This is a genomic window from Aminobacter sp. UC22_36, assembly GCF_044056035.1.
Classification (GTDB): Bacteria; Pseudomonadota; Alphaproteobacteria; order Rhizobiales; family Rhizobiaceae; genus Aminobacter.
In genome coordinates this window covers 3211022-3227380 of record NZ_CP171996.1, presented here as the reverse complement: position 1 = coordinate 3227380, position 16359 = coordinate 3211022, and the positions used below count along the sequence as shown (strand labels likewise).

General features: G+C 63.9%; 15 protein-coding genes and 1 pseudogene. 7 read left to right on the top strand and 9 right to left on the bottom strand.

Annotated features, from left to right (window positions below):
• Nucleotides 1-6: 6 nt before the first annotated feature.
• The 4 genes from ACHMW7_RS19185 to ACHMW7_RS19170 form a co-directional block, all read right to left on the bottom strand.
• Nucleotides 7-468 (bottom strand): tripartite tricarboxylate transporter TctB family protein, encoded by a 462-nt coding sequence (locus tag ACHMW7_RS19185; RefSeq protein ID WP_395447124.1) that lies wholly within the window; start codon nt 466-468, stop codon nt 7-9.
• Nucleotides 469-681: 213 nt separating this feature from the next.
• Nucleotides 682-1659, bottom strand: a complete 978-nt coding sequence (locus ACHMW7_RS19180) for a tripartite tricarboxylate transporter substrate-binding protein (RefSeq protein WP_395447123.1) — start codon at nt 1657-1659, stop codon at nt 682-684.
• Nucleotides 1660-1870: 211 nt separating this feature from the next.
• Entirely contained in the window at nt 1871-3232 is a 1362-nt protein-coding gene (locus ACHMW7_RS19175; protein ID WP_395447122.1) for a sigma-54-dependent transcriptional regulator, read from the bottom strand.
• Nucleotides 3229-5073, bottom strand: coding sequence for an ATP-binding protein (locus ACHMW7_RS19170; RefSeq protein ID WP_395447121.1), 1845 nt, complete (start codon nt 5071-5073; stop codon nt 3229-3231). The genes ACHMW7_RS19175 and ACHMW7_RS19170 overlap by 4 nt, the downstream gene beginning before the upstream one ends.
• Before the next feature lie 123 nt (nt 5074-5196).
• Between ACHMW7_RS19170 and ade the strand changes: the two genes are divergently transcribed.
• Nucleotides 5197-7008 (top strand): adenine deaminase, encoded by a 1812-nt coding sequence (ade, locus tag ACHMW7_RS19165; RefSeq protein WP_395447120.1) that lies wholly within the window; start codon nt 5197-5199, stop codon nt 7006-7008.
• Between the two features lie 76 nt (nt 7009-7084).
• On the opposite strand, the gene ACHMW7_RS19160 is transcribed toward ade, so the two are convergent.
• Nucleotides 7085-8161 (bottom strand): alpha/beta hydrolase, encoded by a 1077-nt coding sequence (locus tag ACHMW7_RS19160; RefSeq protein ID WP_395447119.1) that lies wholly within the window; start codon nt 8159-8161, stop codon nt 7085-7087.
• 181 nt (nt 8162-8342) lie between these two features.
• A complete protein-coding gene (locus ACHMW7_RS19155; RefSeq protein ID WP_395447118.1) occupies nt 8343-9800 on the bottom strand; it encodes a TrkH family potassium uptake protein in 1458 nt (485 codons plus the stop codon).
• A 153-nt stretch (nt 9801-9953) separates the two neighbouring features.
• Between ACHMW7_RS19155 and ilvA the strand changes: the two are divergent.
• Together ilvA and ACHMW7_RS19145 are read left to right on the top strand one after the other, a co-directional pair.
• A pseudogene (gene ilvA / locus ACHMW7_RS19150) lies at nt 9954-11209 on the top strand (threonine ammonia-lyase IlvA).
• Nucleotides 11206-11745, top strand: a complete 540-nt coding sequence (locus ACHMW7_RS19145) for a DUF1697 domain-containing protein (RefSeq protein WP_395447117.1) — start codon at nt 11206-11208, stop codon at nt 11743-11745. The pseudogene ilvA and the gene ACHMW7_RS19145 overlap by 4 nt, the downstream one beginning before the upstream one ends.
• 57 nt (nt 11746-11802) lie before the next feature.
• Here the strand turns inward: ACHMW7_RS19145 and gloA are convergent, their stop codons facing one another.
• Nucleotides 11803-12243 carry a lactoylglutathione lyase gene (gene gloA, locus ACHMW7_RS19140; protein ID WP_395447116.1) on the bottom strand — a complete coding sequence of 147 codons (441 nt, stop codon included), beginning with the start codon at nt 12241-12243 and terminating at the stop codon, nt 11803-11805.
• Between the two features lie 218 nt (nt 12244-12461).
• Between gloA and ACHMW7_RS19135 the strand changes: the two genes are divergently transcribed.
• The 4 genes from ACHMW7_RS19135 to ACHMW7_RS19120 are packed head-to-tail and all read left to right on the top strand — an operon-like array spanning nt 12462 to nt 14936.
• Nucleotides 12462-13058: a cold-shock protein gene (locus tag ACHMW7_RS19135; protein ID WP_395447115.1), complete on the top strand. Its 597-nt coding sequence runs from the start codon at nt 12462-12464 to the stop codon at nt 13056-13058.
• Nucleotides 13059-13082: 24 nt separating this feature from the next.
• Nucleotides 13083-13601 (top strand): DUF192 domain-containing protein, encoded by a 519-nt coding sequence (locus ACHMW7_RS19130; protein WP_395447114.1) that lies wholly within the window; start codon nt 13083-13085, stop codon nt 13599-13601.
• A gap of 36 nt (nt 13602-13637) precedes the next feature.
• A complete protein-coding gene (locus ACHMW7_RS19125; protein WP_395447113.1) occupies nt 13638-14414 on the top strand; it encodes an alpha/beta fold hydrolase in 777 nt (258 codons plus the stop codon).
• A gap of 33 nt (nt 14415-14447) precedes the next feature.
• Nucleotides 14448-14936, top strand: coding sequence for a hypothetical protein (locus ACHMW7_RS19120; RefSeq protein WP_395447112.1), 489 nt, complete (start codon nt 14448-14450; stop codon nt 14934-14936).
• On the opposite strand, the gene ACHMW7_RS19115 is transcribed toward ACHMW7_RS19120, so the two are convergent.
• Nucleotides 14933-15523, bottom strand: coding sequence for a hypothetical protein (locus tag ACHMW7_RS19115; protein WP_395447111.1), 591 nt, complete (start codon nt 15521-15523; stop codon nt 14933-14935). The two genes, ACHMW7_RS19120 and ACHMW7_RS19115, sit on opposite strands and share 4 nt — an antisense overlap.
• A 1-nt stretch (nt 15524) precedes the next feature.
• Nucleotides 15525-16307, bottom strand: coding sequence for an enoyl-CoA hydratase-related protein (locus ACHMW7_RS19110; protein WP_395447110.1), 783 nt, complete (start codon nt 16305-16307; stop codon nt 15525-15527).
• Nucleotides 16308-16359: the final 52 nt, after the last annotated feature.

Here is a 16359-nt window from a genome sequence, read left to right as displayed (position 1 = left end):
TCCCCCTCAGAACGGCAGCCAGGGGCCGAAGCGCTGGAATGGCAGGCCCAGCGCATAGCTGAACACGATCACCGAAAACAGCGTGACCCCGGCGGCGAGGATGACGGCGGCAAGCGGCTTCATCCGGGTGGAAGCGAAGGCGGCGATCAGGCAGGTCAGGAAGATCGACGGCACGAAGCCGAGCCCACGTACGGTGAGGCCGAAAAAGACCGGCGCCGGAAGGATGAAAGCCATGCCGCGCCAGGCGATCGGACCAAGCGGTTCGCCCGCTACCTTTGTGGCCTGAACGATGACGACGAGCCCGAGCAGGATCAGCACCAGGGCGAGGGCGAGCGGAAAATAGCCCGGTCCCATGCGGAAGGTGGTGCCGAGGTCGAGGCCGAGCGACTGGATGGCGAAGAAGGCGCCGGTGGCGGCAAAGATCGCTCCACAAGCGCCGTTGGTGGGATCGATGGCGAGTTTTTTCATGGCTTCCCTCCCGAGGATACCAAATATGCCTATCCCTGCCGTCCGGCCGCAAGCGGCCATCGTCTTCCCGCCAGGAGGAAGATCAGGCCACAGGAGGAAGATCAGGTCTGAGGCGCTGCCGATCTCTGTTCCCGGATGGGGACAAGAGCGTGGCCGAGAAAAGCGGAGGTCCGAAAGGGGGCGGTCGCCCCCAATCGGCTCAACTGCGCAAGGTCAGTCGGCGAACTGGCCGGCAGACTCGATGATCGGCTTCCAACGCGCGATCTCGCCTTCGAGCTTGGCCTTCAGCGCAGCCGGCGTGGCGTCGGCTTCCGACGACGGGATGGTGCCGAGCTCGGCGAAGCGGGCGACGACGTTGGGGTCCTTGAGGGCCTTCTGCAGCGACTTGGACAGGCGCTCGGTCACCTCGGCCGGCGTGCCCTTGGGCGCGTAGACGCCGTGCCAGATGCCGACTTCCATGCCATCAAGACCGCCTTCCTTGGTGGTCGGCACATCAGGCAGGACGGCAAGGCGGGCCGGCGAGGTGACCGCGTAGGCCTTGATGGTGCCGCCCTGGATCTGCTTGGTGGTGTTGGTGGTCTGGTCGCACATGATGTCGACCTGGCCGCCGAGCAGGTCGGTCATGGCAGGGCCGGTACCCTTGTAGGGAACGGTGACAAGCGGCGTGCCGATGGCGCTCATGAACAGCATGCCGCACAGATGCGAGGCGGCGCCGATGCCGGCGTTGGCTACGGTGACGGTGTCCTTGTTGGCCTTGGCGTATTCGACGAGGCCCTTGAGGTCGGTCGGCGCCAGGTCCTTCTTGGCGATGATGGTCATCGGCACTTCGGTGACCAGGCCGACATATTCGAAGGCGTTCAGCGTGTCGTAGGCGAGCTTGCGGTACAGCGTGGCGCTGGTGGCCATGCCGATGTGGTGCAGCAGCAGCGTGTAGCCATCCGGGTCGGCGGCAGCGACGCGGCCGGCACCGAGCGTGCCGCCGGCACCGCCGACGTTTTCGACGATGACCTGCTGGCCGAGGTCCTTCGACATCGATTCAGCAACGAGGCGGGTGACCGTGTCGGTCGGACCGCCGGCGGCGAAGGGCACGACGACGGTGATGGTGCGCTCGGGATAAGTCTGCGCATTGGCGGCGAGCGGGAACACGGCAAGCGTTGCGGCAGCGGTCAGCGAGGCGAGCAGTCTCTTCATGGAATCCTCCCGGAATTGTTTTGTGTTTCCACCCGCGCCTGGTGCCTCCCTGCGCCGGCGGTGGATGCAGCCATAGGACCGGTGGAGTCTGCGCACCGCAATGCGCGGATCGCTCGGCGGCGCTATTTTTCGCCGGCCCGTTTCGCGAATGGGTGGAAAAGGTGACATCGTGGCTTTGCCATGTGTGCATTTCCACACATGGCAACCAAAATCAGTCGTCGGCAGTCTCGGTGGCGCCCAGGCGATTCTTGTCGAGGCCGTAGCGCTGCATCTTTTCGTAGAGCGTCTTGCGCGAGATTCCGAGCTGCTCGTAGACCGGCTTGAGGCTGCCGCCATGGGCGAGCAGGACAGCCGAAATTGCATTCTTCTCGAATTCGGCGACACGATCGGCGAGGCGGTCGGCGCTGCCGTTGATCTCTGCTGCAGCGTCGGGCAGTTGCAGTCCGAGGCCGAGCACGAAACGGTCGGCGGCGTTGCGCAGTTCGCGCACATTGCCCGGCCAATCGCGACGGGCGACCTCGGCGATGGCCTGCGGCGGCACCTCGACGTCGTCGCGTCGGTAGCGCGCGGCGGCCTCGCGCGCCAGCTGCAGGAAGAGCAGCGGCACGTCCTCGCGCCGAGCCGAAAGGGCAGGCATGCGCAGTGTCACGACATTGAGCCGGTAGAGCAGATCGGCGCGGAAGCGGCCGGCGGCGACTTCGGCGTCGAGGTCGACCTTGCTGGTGGCGATGAAGCGGACATCGAGCGCGATCGGCTCGTTGGAACCGAGGCGGGTGATGACACGCTCCTGGATGACGCGCAGCAGCTTGACCTGCAGGTCGGCGGGCATCGAGCCGATCTCGTCGAGTAGCACCGTGCCGCCGCGCGCATGCTCGAACTTGCCGAAGCGCGGACGCAGCGCACCGGCAAAGGCACCGACCTCATGGCCGAACAGCTCGCTCTCGATCAAGGTTTCAGGCAGGGCGGCGCAATTGATGGCGACAAAGGGTTTTGTGGCACGGCCGCTGATGTCGTGCAGGGCGCGCGCGGTGACTTCCTTGCCGGTGCCGGTGTCGCCGATGATCAGCACGTCGGCATCGGTGGCGGCAACGGCGCGCAGCTTGTAGCGCAGGTCGACCATCGTCTGGCTGCGGCCGGGCAGGCGCGCCTCGATGTCGTCGCGCTTGCCGGCAACGGCGCGCAATTCGCGGTTTTCCAGGACCAGGCTGCGGCGGTCGATGGCACGCGCGGCCATCTCGATGAGATGCTGGGTGACGAAAGGTTTTTCCAGGAAGTCGTATGCGCCTTCGCGCATGGCGCGCACGGCCAGTTGCACGTCGCCATGGCCGGTGACCAGGATCACCGGAATGTCGGCGTCGATCTCACGGATACGGCCCATCAGCGTCATGCCGTCCATGCCGGGCATGCGTACGTCGGTGATGACGACGCCGTTGAAGCCTTGGGTGATGAAGTCGAGTGCGCGCTCGGCCGAGGAGGCGTCCTCGACGGCGAAGCCGGCAAGATCGAGCGACTGGGCGGTCGAGCGCCTGAGTTCGTCCTCATCGTCGACAAGAAGAACGATCGGCGGCTTCATTCAGCCGCCTCGCGGACCGCAGCACGTGCCGCATCGAGCTCGATGGTGAACAAGGCGCCGCCTTCTGGATGATTCAAGATGCCAAGACTCCCGCCGAAGTCCTTGACGATATTATAGGAAATGGAAAGGCCCAGGCCTAGCCCCTTGCCGACACCCTTGGTCGAGAAGAATGGATCGAAGATACGCTCGGCGATCGCGGCCGGCACGCCCGGGCCATGGTCGCGGACTGATATGGTGACCTTGGAACCCTTGCGCCGCGCGGCAAGCTCGATGCGTCGGTCGGTCAAGCCTTCGACGGCGTCGGCGGCGTTGGTGATGATGTTGACCAGCACCTGCTGCAGCCGCACCGAACCTGCCTTGACCGCAAGCGGGGCCGGACCGAGGTCGACAATGAGCGCAGCGTCCGCCGCCTTGAGGCGCCAGGCGACGATTTCCTGGGTATCGTGCACCACCTCGGCAAGATCGACCGGCCTGAGCTTCTCGTTCGGTTTGCGGGCGAAATTTCGGAGGTGTCGGCTGATCGAGGCCATGCGGTCAGCGAGGCTGGAGATGCGCGAGACGTTGTCGCGCGCTTCGGCGACGCGATCGCGGTCGATCAGGGTTGCGGCGTTGTCGGCATAGGTCTTCACCGCCGCCAGCGGTTGGTTGAACTCGTGCGACAAAGCCGCCGACATCTGGCCAAGGGCCGCGAGCTTGCCGGCCTGGATCAGGTCGGCCTGGGTCTGGCGCAGCTGCTGTTCGGCGGTGCGGCGTTCGGCGACTTCCGTCTCCAGCCGGCTATTGACCAGAGCGAGGTCGGCGGTGCGCTCTTCGACCCGGCGTTCGAGTTCGACCTGGGCTGTCTGCTGAAGCAACAGCCGCTCGGCCAACCGGGCGCGCCGCTGCAGGATGATGGCGCTGCCGAGTGCTGCGAGGCCGAGCGCCAGCAGCGCCGAAATGACCGCCGTCAGCGCCTGCGCATGGGCAGACGCGGTGTCCGCCAGGACGCGCACGGTCCAGCGAGCCTCGGGCATCTCTTCAGCCAGTTCGAGGAATTCGCGCGACTTGCTGTCCTCCGTGATGCGCAACAACGGCTGGCCATCGTCGGTAGCACTTCTTGTCACCGGCAGTTCGCGCAGCATGGCATCGGCATAGCGGCGCGACGTTTCGGTGCGGGCGCGCCGTTCGTCGGTCAGCGGCGTGAGGCTGGCATAGAGCCAGTCGGGCCGGCCGCTCATGAAGATGATGCCTTCCGGGTCGGTGACGATGATCTCGAGGTCGCCGCCTTTCCACGAGGCCTCGATGGCGTCGATGTCGACCTTGAACACGACCACGCCGCGGATTTCCATGCCGACGCGGATCGGCGAGGAGAAATAGTAGCCGCGCTTGAGCGAGGTCGTGCCGAGCGCGAAGAAACGCCCGAGATTGCCGCGAATGGCATCCTGGTAGTAGGGCCGGTAGGAGAAGTTCTCGCCGACAAAGCTGATCGGCAGGTCATGGTTGGAGGCGGCGATCGTGTCACCGCCGGGGGTCAAAACGTAAATGTCGGACGACTTCAGCAGCGCGTTGATTTCCTTGAGGTAATCGTTGGCGCGCGCGCGCAGGACCGGATTGTCCGGATCGCTGACGAGTTCCTTGATGTCCTCGTGGTCGGCGATCAGTTCGGGCAACGGTTCGAAGCGGTTCATCTGGCCGGCAAGTGCGGCGACGGCGAGCCGGAGCGTGGTCTGGCCGCGCGCCGCCGCCTCGTCGAGATAGACGCGGTTGGCAAATGCGCCGCCAAAGAACACGATTGCCGTAGCCAGGGCCGCCACGGCGAGACCCGGCCATAGCCAACGTCGTCCTTCGAGAAACTGCGGCATCGATGCGCCCGAACCTGATTGATGTTGCCGAGTATAGCGGTCGGCGGTGCTCAAACAACCAAGCCCCTGTTTTCCGGCCCGGCTTTCGTTACAGTCGGGCAAAGCACACAGGATTCCCCAGCAATGCCCAATAAGCCCGCCTTCGCCAAGCCGCGCCCCTGGACCGAGACCGCACCGCTTCTCGTCGATGTCGCGATGGGCCGCAAGCCGGCCGACCTCGTCATCCGCAACGGCCGCTGGGTGAACGTGCATTCTGGCGAGATCATCCCGGGCACCGACGTTGCCATCGTTGCCGGGCGCTTCGCCTATTGCGGGCCGAACGCCAGCCACGCCATCGGCCAGGGCACCAAGGTCGTCGACGCCGGCGGGCGTTATCTGGTGCCGGGGCTGTGCGATGCGCACATGCATGTCGAAAGCGGCATGGTGACGGTGACCGAGTTCTGCCGCGCGGTGATCCCGCATGGCACGACCTCGATGTTCATCGACCCGCACGAGATCGCCAACGTGCTTGGGCTGCCCGGCGTCAGGCTGATGCATGACGAGGCCCTTGCCATGCCGATCAACGTGCATGTGCAGATGCCGTCCTGCGTGCCGTCGGCCCCTGGGCTGGAGAATGCCGGTGCGGCACTGACCGTCGAAGACGTTGCCGAGGCGATGACCTGGGAGAACATCATCGGCCTGGGCGAAGTGATGAACTTCCCCGGGGTCGCCGCCAACAACCCGGTCATGTCGGGCGAGATCGCCGAGACGGTGAAGGCTGGCAAGACGGTCGGCGGGCACTACGCTTCGCGCGATCTCGGCCTGCCGTTCCATGGCTATGTCGCCGGCGGCCCCGAGGACGACCACGAGGGTACGCGCGCCGAAGACGCGATCGCGCGGGTGCGTCAGGGCATGAAGGCGATGCTGAGGCTCGGCTCGGCCTGGTACGATGTCGCAAGCCAGATCAAGGCGGTGACGGAGCAGGGCATCGACCCGCGCAACTTCATCCTGTGCACCGACGACAGCCATTCCGGCACGCTGGTGCATGAGGGGCATATGGACCGCGTCGTGCGCCACGCCATCCAGCAGGGGCTGAAGCCGGTGACGGCGATCCAGATGGCGACGATCAACACCGCCCAGCATTTCCGCCTCGAGCGCGAACTGGGCTCGATCACGCCGGGCCGGCTCGCCGACGTGCTGATCGTCTCGGATCTGGCGGAACTCAAGATCGACGAGGTCTATGCGCGCGGCGTGCGTGTGGCCAAGGCCGGCAAGCTCGACGTCGACATATCAGCCTATGCCTATCCGGCGGAGGCCAAGAAAACTGTGAAGCTGGGCAAGAAGCTGAATGCCGTCGACTTCGACATCAAGGCTCCGGAGGGCGCCAACGAGGTCCGGGTGCGGGTGATCGGCGTGATCGAGAACCAGGCGCCGACACGCGCGCTGGAGGCCGATCTCAGCGTCGAGGACGGGCTGGTTGCCATGGACCGCCGCAACGACGTCTGTCAGATCGCACTCGTCGAGCGTCATCGCGCCACCGGCACGGTGACCAACGCTTTCGTTTCCGGCTTCGGCTACATGAAGGACTGCGCGCTCGCCTCGACGGTTGCACATGACAGCCACCACATGATCGTCGTCGGCACCAACAAGGCCGACATGGCGCTGGCCGCCAACCGGCTCGGGCAGGTGGGCGGCGGCGTGGTGCTGTTCTCAGAAGGCAAGGAACTGGCGTTGGTCGAGATGCCGATCGCCGGCCTGATGTCGGACGAGCGTGCCGAGATCGTCGCCGCCAAGGCCGACAAGCTGGTCCAGGCGATGCGCGACATGGGCTGCAGCCTCAACAATGCCTACATGCAGCATTCGCTGCTGGCGCTGGTGGTCATTCCGGAACTCCGGATTTCCGATGTCGGGCTGGTCGATGTGACGACCTTCGAGAAGGTCGATTTGTTTCTTTGAGCTAGGCCACCAAGCTGACGTCTGGCGAAAAAAAAGGGCGCCTGAGGCGCCCTTTTTTGTTCCTGCGAGCAAGGCCTTACTGCAATCCGCCGAGCATGTTGATGCGGTCGGTCACCTCGCGGTCGCTGGCAAAGCCGTCGTCGGCACGCAGGCGCTGGCCAAGCAGCTTCACCATCTCCGGATTGTCGGCGAATTTGGTGTGGTTGAAGGCATCGCCGCTCTTGGCGTCGGACAGGTCGACGACGACGACGCCATATTCGGCGAGATCGGCTGAGTTCTTGTAGTCGCCGAGACGCGGCTTGGAGCCGGCAAGCAGACCAGACAGCTTGAGCGCGCGGTCGTCGCCCGACAGCATCAGGAAGAACGGCTTGGTCGGCTTGCCGTAGCGGCGCATCTGGCTCTTGAACACGTCGACATCGATGTCGGGCGAAGCCAGAACGACGTCGCCGAGCTTGCCGCCGAGGTCGCGGTCGCCGGTCAGCGCCAGCTGGCGCAGCGCTTCCATGGTCACCCAGGTGCCCATCGAATGCGCCACGATGTCGATACGACGTGCGCCCGACTGGGCAAGCATGCGCAGCGTCACTTCGAGCTGGTCGCGCGCGGCCGCCGCACTTTCCCTGTCATAGACATAGTCGGTCGTGTTGCCGCCTGAGGCCCAGGAAAACAGCACCGGCGTGCCGGTGTAGCCCGAGTCGTGCGCGATCTGGGTGGCGCGATAGACGCCGGCGTCAAACGAGGTGTTGTAGCCGTGGACGAACAGCATGGCGCGGCCGCCACGCGCGGCGATGTCTGCGCTCAGCGCCTTCGAAAATTCGGGCTGGGTGGCATAGCCGCTCGCATTGGTGGCAGTGAAATACTTGGTCGGATCGGGGTCCTTGCGGTTGCGCAACTCGATCTGGCCGGTCTTGTGAATCTTCGGCACGGTGACGTCGACGCGCGCGAAATTGAGCGTCGCCGAACGATCGCGATCGAAGACCTGCTTGTCGTCGGCCGCGTGCTGGCGCGTCGAGGCGACGAAAATCGCATGGTTGCCAGCAATCTCCGAGACGGGAACATTGACGACGGCGCCGGTCAAAAGCGCGCCGGACGGCTGCCCGATGCAACCGGACAGCAGGAGGGCGGCGATGGCGATGCAATACTTGGACGGCGACACTTTTGATGATCTCTCTGACGGGCAAGGCGTTCAGCGTGCCACCCTCGGGACGGCCTGATAGTGGCGGAAGTAAGTCGCGTCCAGCCGAAAAGATCAGCTCAAGAGGACATCGCCTGCCGAGTGTTGCCGGATTGCCGAAATTGTGGCGGAAACAAGGACTTCCGCATCCCAGTTCACTGACTTAGCGACCCCAGAAAGTTGGCGTGAAGATCACCAGAACGGCCAGGATTTCGAGACGCCCGAGTAGCATTGCCGCCGAGCAGATCCACTTGGCGGCATCGGGCAGCGACGAGAAATTGCCAACCGGGCCGATGATCGGGCCGAGGCCGGGACCGACATTGGTGAGCGACGTCAGCGAACCGGTAACGGCGGTGATGAAGTCGAGGCCAGTGGCACTCAACAGGACGATGGTGATCGCCCACAGGACCATGAACGAGGCGATGAACAGGACCACGGCACTCTGCATCTCAGGGGCGACGGTGCGGTCGCCATAGCGCACGGGCGTCACCGTGTTGGGATAGATCAGCCGGCGCAGACCGTTCGACAGCAGTTCGAACAGGATGAGGAAGCGGTAGGCCTTGATGCCGCCGGTGGTCGAGCCGGAGCAGCCGCCCAAGAAGGTGGCGACGAAGATGCAGCCGATGGCGAACGGCCCCCACAGGCTGTAGTCGTCGCTGGCAAAGCCGGCGGTGGTGATGATCGACATCAGGTTGAATGTCGAATGGGTAAGCGCCGTGAAGAACGGCATGCCCATGTTGACGCGCAGGTAGATGGCAACTGCGATGGCGAAGACGATGCAGTAGCCGGCATAGACGCGGATCTGCGGGTCGCGCAGCGCGTCGAGCCGTCCGCGCACGGCAAACAGGATCATGATCGAAAACGGCAGGCCGCCGATGAACATGAAGACGATGCCGGTCCACAGGATGGCGGGATTGTCGGCATAGCGCAGGAACGAGGTGTCGTGGGTGGAAAAGCCCCCGGTCGCCACTGTCGACATCGCGTGGTTGATGGCATGGAAGCCGTCCATGCCGGCGGCGACGTAGGAGATGGTGCAGGCGACGACCAGCACCGTGTAGATGCCGATCAACGAGACGGTGAAGGTCTGGAAGCGTTCGAATGGACGATCCTCGATGTCGGAGGACTCGATCTTGAAGTAGGACACGCCACCGATGTTGAGGAACGGCAGCAGGAACAGACCGAGCGCGATGACGCCGAGGCCGCCCATGAAGCTGAGCAGCGAGCGCCAGATGAGGATGCCGGGTGGCGCGCTGTCGAGGCCGTTGATGACGGTGGAGCCTGTCGTGGTGACGCCTGACACGGATTCGAAGAAGGCGTCGGTAATGCCAAGATGCAGCGACGAGGTCATGAATGGCACCGCACCGGCGATCGCCAGCGTGATCCAGAGAAAATTGACCAGAAGAAAGCCGAAGCGGGTGTTGGCCGGAGGCACGCGCCCTTGCGTGGCGAGCGCTATCGCCAAGGCGAGGCCGCCCATGAACATCGCGGTGAAGGCGAAGGAGCGCCAGTCGTCGTTGCCGTAATAGAGGTCGACGGCGGCCGGAATGAGCATTGCCACGGACAGGTAGATGGCAAAGACGGCCGCGACATGGATCGCGGCGCGGACGGCAATTCTGTTCACCGAGACGTATCCCCAAATCTATCGCGGCGAGCCAATGAGCCGGTTTGTACCTGACGGCAGGAGCCGGACAGTGGCTTCGCAACGCCGAATATGCAATAGCGCGGGAGCGCGGGCCACAGCATTTGCCCGGTCGATTTCAGGAGTGCCCAAGCCATGACCAGTTTTGCCGAAAGGGTTTCGCTGGCAGCTGCGGCGGTGAGGCAACTGTTTCCTGAGACACCGCTGCAGGAGAACGACTATCTCTCGCGCAAGACTGGTGCGCGCGTGCTGTTGAAGCGCGAAGACCTGACGCCGGTGCGCTCCTACAGATTCGCGGCGCGTTGAACTTCTTCCGCAAGACGCTTGCCGCCGGCAACAAGGCGGAGTTGTTCGTCTGCGCCTCGGCCGGCAACCACGCCCAGGGTTTTGCCTTCGTCTGCCGCCACTTCGGCAAGAAGGGCGTGGTGTTCATGCCGGTGACGACGCCGCAGCAGAAGATCGACAAGACTAGGCTGTTCGGCGGCGAGTTCGTCGAGATCAAGCTTGTCGGCGACTTCTTCGACGATTGCTATCGCGCCGCGCTGGAGTTCGCCGAAAGCTCCGGCGGCCACATGGTTCCGCCTTTCGATCACAAGGACATCATCGAGGGCCAGGCGACGGTCGCCCTTGAGATCATGGCGCAGATGCCGAACGGCCGCATGCCCGACATCGTGCTTTTGCCGGTCGGCGGCGGTGGACTGTCGGCTGGTGTGACGCGCTACTTTGCCGAAACTGGCGGCTCACCGCGTTTTGTCTTCTGTGAACCGGCTGGCGCGCCCAGCCTTCGCGACAGCCTGGTCACCGGCAAGCGGGTGAAGCTCGCCAAGGTCGACAATTTCGTCGATGGCGCGGCCGTCGCCGAGATCGGCCGCGAACCGCTGCGCCTGCTCAAGGATTTCGCCGCCGACACCGTCAAGCTGGTGCCGGAAAACCGGCTGTGCGCGACGATGATCGAAATGCTCAATGTCGAGGGCGTGGTGCTGGAACCGGCGGGTGCCTTGGCGATCGACGTGCTCAAGGATTTTTCCAAGAAGGAGCTGAAAGGCAAGACCGTGGTTGCGGTGGTGTCGGGCGGTAATTTCGACTTCGAGCGCCTACCCGACGTCAAGGAGCGCGCCTTGCGCTTCGAAGGCTTGAAAAAGTACTTCATCATCCGCTTCCCGCAGCGGCCGGGTGCGTTGCGGGACTTCCTCGAGCTCATGGGCCCGGACGACGACATCACGCGCTTCGAGTATCTCAAGAAGTCGGCGCGCAATTTCGGTTCGGTGCTGATCGGCATCGAGACCAAGGACCGGCGCAACTTCGACCTGCTCAAGGCGCGCTTCGATGTCGAGGGCGTGCAGTATCAGGACATCACCGACAACGAGACGCTGGGCGGCTTCATCATATGAGCGTCTTCATCGCGCTGTTTTCCGGCATCAATGTCGGCGGCAACCGCATCGTCAAGATGGCCGAATTGAAGGCGTTCTTCGACGCACTCGGCTTTGCCGATGTCGCAAGCTACATCCAGAGCGGCAACGTGGTGTTCAAGGCCGAGGCTGCCGACGCTGGTGCCCTGGCTGAGCAGATCGAGGCCGCATTCGAAAAGCGCTGGGGCTTCCGCTCGCGCATCATGGTGCGCGACCTCTGCTGGCTCGAGGCGCTGGTGGCCAGCAATCCCTATCCGGAAGTGGCCGGGGATCCGACCAAGCTGCATGCGAGTGCACTGGAGCGCGCGCCGACGTCGGAGGAAATCGCGCGGCTGGCCGAGCGCTGCACCGGTCCTGAAAGCTTCGAGGTCAAGGGCGACGTGCTTTACCTTCATGCGCCCGATGGCCTGGGTAAATCGAAATTCGCCGAAATCCTGCCGCGAACGCTGAAGGTGCCGGGCACGATGCGCAACTGGCGCACCGTGCTGACCTTGCTCGAGATGGCCCAGAAGGCCTGAGGGCTTTTCCCCACGCATCGTGTTTTCCGAAACCGATCCGGTTTCGTGCCGACGCGGTTACCAGCTGCCGGTGTTCGGCATCGACAGCCAGGGTTCCGCCGGCGCCTTGCGCTCGCCCTTCTGCAAAAGCTCGATCGAAATGCCGTCGGGCGACTTGATGAAGGCCATGTTGCCATCGCGCGGCGGGCGGTTGATGGTGACGCCCTTGTTCATCAGGTCCTGGCAGGCGGCATAGATGTCGTCGACCTCATAGGCGAGGTGGCCGAAATTGCGGCCGCCCTGATAGTCTTCCGTATCCCAATTGTAGGTCAGTTCGAGCAGCGGCGCCTGGCGCGCAGTGCCTGAACCCTCGTCCTCGGAGGCGGCGAGGAAGATCAGCGTATAGCGGCCCTTCTCGTTGGTGGAGCGACGGACCTCCTTCATGCCGAACTTGTTGCAGTAGAAATCCAAAGAGGCGTCGACGTCTTTGACGCGGACCATGGTGTGGAGATAGCGCATCGCTGTTCCTTGGGTTGGGGTTCGGCCGATACATAGGGCGGGGCCGGCACGCTCGGCAACCGTGGCGTCGCGTTTTCCGGGGAACTGGAGCGAAGCTTGTGTCTATCCGGGGGGCAAGTCGAAAAATGGCAGGTCGGCCCTTGCGTAAGTCCAAAGTGGAAGTGTTAATCTTATCTCAAGAATCAGTATTGGCGTTTGCAAGGAAAGGGGGCGTTCTGATGGGGGAAAAGGCCTCTCTCGTGGTGCAGAACGGCACTGGCCGTGACGCTTTCGAGCTTGACGACAGCACCGACGGTGTCGGTCTGGTCGAGCTTTCAGGCGCCATCAAATGGTTCGACGTGGCCAAGGGCTACGGTTTCATTCTTCCCGACAGCGGTGTTGGCAGCGATGTTCTGCTGCACGTAACCTGCCTGCGCCGCGATGGCTTCCAGACAGCGCTTGAAGGCGCTCGCGTCGTTTGCCTGGTTAAGCAGGGTGACCGCGGCCTGCAGGCCTTCCGCGTGCTCTCCATCGACAATTCGACCGCCGTGCACCCTGCCGAGATGCAGGAGCAGCGCACCCATGTCTCGGTCACGCCTGAAAGCGGGCTCGAGCGCGCGCTGGTCAAGTGGTTCAACCGCACCAAGGGGTTTGGCTTCCTGACGCGCGGCGAAGGCACCGAGGACATTTTCGTCCACATGGAAACGCTGCGCCGCTTCGGCGTCACCGAGCTTCGGCCCGGGCAGGTGGTGCTGGTTCGTTTCGGCAAGGGTGACAAAGGCCTTATGGCCGCCGAAATTCACCCCGATCTAGGGACCTTGCCGGTTTCGCACTAGGTCGAGACCGCCGCAGGGGAGCTTATGACCTCACGTAAATATCTGATGGCCGGAGTGCTCGGCGCTGCTTTGCTTGCGGCGCCGGCTTTTGTCGTTTCGCTTGCCATAACCGGGCCAAGCATCGCGCAAGAAGCGATGGCCCTGCCAGTCGATGCCGAGCCGCTGATCGCCGTGACCGCCAAGGGCGATGTGCCCTTCCGTATCGAGATTGCCGACGAACCGGGCGAACGCTCGATGGGGCTGATGTTCCGCAAGGATCTCGCCGATGACCAGGGCATGCTGTTCGTGTTCGAGCAGACCCAGCCGGTCGGCTTCTGGATGAAGAACACCCCGTTGCCGCTCGACCTGGTTTTTGTCGGCCCCGACGGCAAGGTGCTCGACGTTTTGCCCGGCACGCCGTTTTCCGAAGCCGTCATCGCACCTGACGAGCCGGCGCGCTTCGTGCTCGAACTCAAGGCCGGCACGGCCGCTAGGACCGGTATCGCCGACGGCGTCATGCTCAAGCATCGCGCGATCGCGGCGGCTGCCGGCAATCCCGGCTGAGGCTGGACCCTCTGCCAAAGACCATTCGGAGCAACGATGGCTATCGATCACTTTTCCCATGAAGGTTTCGACCTGGCGTTCCTCGACTTGCCGCCGACAGGCGCGGGCAGTGGCGAGCCGGTGCTGATGATCCATGGCTTTGCCTCCAGTCACTTCGTCAACTGGGTGTCGCCGGGCTGGTTCAAGACGCTGACCGAAGCGGGATACCGCGCCATTGCCTTCGACCATCGCGGCCATGGTGGCTCGACCAAGAGCTATGACGAGGCCGACTACACGCCGAGCAAGATGGCCGGCGATGCGGTCGCGTTGCTCGACCATCTCGGAATCGAGCGGGCCCATGTCATGGGCTATTCGATGGGCGCTCGCGTGTCGGCATTCATGGCGCTGGAAGCGCCCGAGCGGGTGGCGACGCTGGTGTTTGGCGGCCTCGGCATCGGCATGGTCGACGGTGTCGGCGACTGGGATCCGATTGCGGCCGCGCTCCTGGCCGAGGATCCCGCGACGATCTCGCAGCCACGGGCCAAGATGTTCCGCGCCTTCGCCGATCAGACACGCAGCGACAGGAAGGCACTCGCCGCCTGCATCTCAACCTCGCGCGAACTGGTGACCGACAACGACATCAGGCGGATCATGCAGCCGAGTTTGGTCGCCGTCGGCACCAAGGACGATATTGCCGGTTCTCCTGAGGAACTGGCGCGCCTGATGCCGCATGGCGAGAGTTTCGACATCGAAGGCCGCGACCACATGCTGGCCGTCGGCGACAGGACGTTCAAGAAGCGGGTGCTCGAGTTTTTTGCCGAACATCCGATCTGAGCGTCAGTTCGTGGTCGACCTTCTCGTCACCACATGGAAATGACGGAATCGCCAGACGGCGAGCCGTTTGCGGCTCCGGTCGCTGGTGCTCGGATCGTAAGGGAGCATCCCGGCCTATCCGACTATCTCGCACTCTATCGGGCCGTTGGCGAACCGCTTCAATGGGACCAGAGACTGGGTATGTCTCACGGCGCGTTGCGGCACTTGCTTGGCGACAACGCAACATATGTCCATGTCCTGCGGGCAAATGACCGAGCAGTTGGCCTTTGCGAATTCGTCGGAGTCGGCGAGGCTGAGGTGGAGTTGACCAATTTTGGTCTGATCTCGGAATTCCAGGGCAAGAGGCTTGGGCCGTACCTGCTCGATCATTCCTTGCGGATCAATCTGGTTGCAGGTTCCGTGCCGTGTTTGGCTGCGCACCGACACCAACGATCATCCTGGCGCGCAATCGACATATCGGCGCGCTGGCTTCAGGCCATATTTGCAGCGCATCGAAAGCTTTCCGGATTGACCATTCGTTAGCCGCCCAGCTTTGCCAGCGAGCGCTCCATGTTGACCCGGGCCAGGGCCTCAAAGCGCGTCACGAAAACATCGGTGTGGAAGATACGCGGCCGGGCAAGGAAATTGCTGAGCACGGCACCGCGTCCGGCGCGCCAGTCGCCGTCGCTGACCCAGCCATATTCGCGCCTGACTGCGTCTTCATAGGTGTCGAAGATGTCTGCCGGGGCGCCGAGGATCGACAGATCCATGTCGAGCAACAGGGCGGCGTCGTTCTTCGCTGCCGCGTCGTCGAAGGCAGGGACCTCGTGGGTGGCGGTTGCCTCGATCATCGTGACAATCCGGCCAAGGCGAAGGGCGTCGACTTTTCCGCTCAGCTTGTCGGCGGCGAGCGCAGCACTTTGCGTCTCATTGTCCTTGCGGCGGCTGTCATAGATGGCGTCATGGAACCAGATGGCAGCCTCGATCGCTTCCGGGTCGGCGAACTGGGCGCGGTATTCCGCTAGCAGGCGCAAAAGCGCCTCGATGTGCCTTATGCCGTGGTAGTGGCGGTCTTCGGCGAGATAGAGGGCAGTCAGTTCCGCCCTGATGGCGTCGTTTATCAAAGACATGTCACTGCCCCTTGAATGCAGGTGTGCGCCGGCCGGCAAAGGCGGCGCGGCCCTCGGCATAGTCGTCGCTGAGGAAGGTGGCGTCGCCGAGCGCCTGTGCAAGGGCGGCTTCGCCGGGATCGTGGCTCAGGGCCGAGCGGATCGCAGCTTTGGAGGCGCGCACCGACAGCGGCGCATTTTCGGCGATTGTGCGGGCAACCTCGCCGACGCGGACATCGAAGCGTTCGGCGTCGGCGATTTCGAGCAGGAAGCCTGCCGAAAGCGCTGCCTGTGCGTCGATGCGGCCGGCGGTATAAGTGAGATAGCGCGCCATCTGCGGCCCGGCGGCCCAGACGATGTCGCCCATGGCGTCTTGCGGGTAGGCGAGACCGAGGCGCGCGGCGGGCACGGCGAATTGCGCCTCCGGCGTCGCGATGCGCAGGTCGCAGGCGGCGGCGAGGCCAAAGCCGCCGCCGAAGCAGATGCCGCGGATCGCCGCAATCACAGGGACGGCGGCGTTGCGAAGCGCGGCGAAAGCCGCCGAATTGGTCGCCTCATAGGCGCGCGCGCTTGTCGGGTCGCCGCGCAAGGTGTCGAACTCGGAGATGTCGGCACCGGCGGAAAAATCCTGGCCGGCACCGCGCAGAACGATGACGCGGACGTCGGGTCCGGACGAAAGCCGGTTGATGTGGCTGGCGAGCTCCACCCACATTGCCTGGGTGATGGCGTTCTTGCGCGCCGGGCGGTTGATGACGATTGTGGCGACACCATCGTTTGCTGTGACCAGCAAGGGTTCAGTTTCCATGACGCCTTGAATATCCGCGAACCAAATCCACTTGAACGAGCACTAAGGAAAA